Raw genomic sequence first — 1,372 nt, forward strand, 5'->3', positions numbered from 1 at the left:
GAGGAATTGTCAATACCTGTGGATCGGCTTGTTTCAGGCGACCTCCGTTCCAGTTGATTCGGTCGGTGCCGAGTCCGCCGACGGGGTGATGTCGGTGGGTCGCTCGAGCAGTTTGCCTTTGTGGAAGATCGCGCCGGCCCGGACCAGAGCGACCAGGTGCGGTGCGTTGACGGCTCGCCAGCGGGCTTGCGCGGCGTCGATCAGCTTGTAAGCCATGGCCATTCCGGCGACGCGTGAACCCGGCCCCTTGGTCACCTTGGTCCTCAAACGTACCGTGGCAAACGTTGATTCGATCGGGTTGGTAGTGCGCAGATGGACCCAGTGCTCGGCCGGGTACTTATAGAACTCCAGCAGCACATCGGCGTCATCGACGATCTTGGCGACCGCCTTGGGGTACTTGGCGCCGTAGTCCACCTCGAACGCCTTGATCGCCACCTGCGCGTGGTCGATATCCTCGGCGTTGTAGATCTCCCGCATCGCCGCGATCGCCCCCGGATGAGCCGACTTTGGCAGGCAGGCAAGAACATTGGCCTGCTTGTGAAACCAGCACCGCTGCTCGCCGGTGGCCGGGAACACCTCACGCACGGCCTTCCAGAACCCCAGGGCCCCATCGCCGACGGCCAGCACCGGTGCGGTCATCCCGCGACGTCGGCACGACCGCAACAGATCAGCCCACGACTCGGCCGACTCCCGGTACCCGTCGGTGAGCGCGACCAGCTCCTTGCGGCCGTCAGCGCGCACACCGATCATCACCAGCAAACAGAGCTTCTCCTGCTCCAGGCGCACCTTGAGATGGATGCCGTCGACCCACAGGTAGACGTAGTCGGTGCCCGACAGATCACGGGCCTCGAAGGCCTTGGCCTCGTCCTGCCACTGCGTGGTGAGTCGGGTGATCGTCGTGGCCGACAAGCCGGCACCCGAGCCCAGGAACTGCTCCAACGCCGGACCGAAATCACTGGTCGACAAGCCATGCAGATACAGCAACGGCAACACCTCGGTCATCTGCGGCGACTTGCGCACCCACGCCGGCAGGATCGCCGAGGAAAACCGTTGCCGCTCACCAGTGTCCGGGTCAACACGTTTGTCATTGACCCGCGGCGCGGTCACACTCACCGCGCCCGCCGCGGTGAGCACCTCGCGCTCGCGGTGATAGCCATTGCGCACCACCAGCCGGTGCCCGTTCTCATCAAGCTCACCGGCATGAGCCTCGATGTAGGCGGCGACCTCAGCCCGCAACGCTGCGGCCAGCATCTGGCGGGCACCGTCGCGGACAATCTCATCGAGCAACGACCGCGACGAGCCAGCATCCTCGTTGGATGAATCCGCATCGTGAACTACCGTGAGCATGGGCGTACCTTCCCGAACCAGCGCG

At 64.6% G+C, this 1,372-nt stretch carries 1 protein-coding gene; it reads right to left on the reverse strand.

Annotated features, from left to right (window positions below; all coding sequences use genetic code 11):
* Nucleotides 1-33: 33 nt before the first annotated feature.
* Nucleotides 34-1,347, reverse strand: a complete 1,314-nt coding sequence (locus ACJH6J_RS30405; RefSeq protein WP_052536990.1) for an IS256 family transposase — start codon at nucleotides 1,345-1,347, stop codon at nucleotides 34-36.
* Between the last annotated feature and the right edge of the window lie 25 nt (nucleotides 1,348-1,372).

The organism is Mycobacterium sp. SMC-18 (genome assembly GCF_045310895.1).
Taxonomy (GTDB): domain Bacteria; phylum Actinomycetota; class Actinomycetes; order Mycobacteriales; family Mycobacteriaceae; genus Mycobacterium.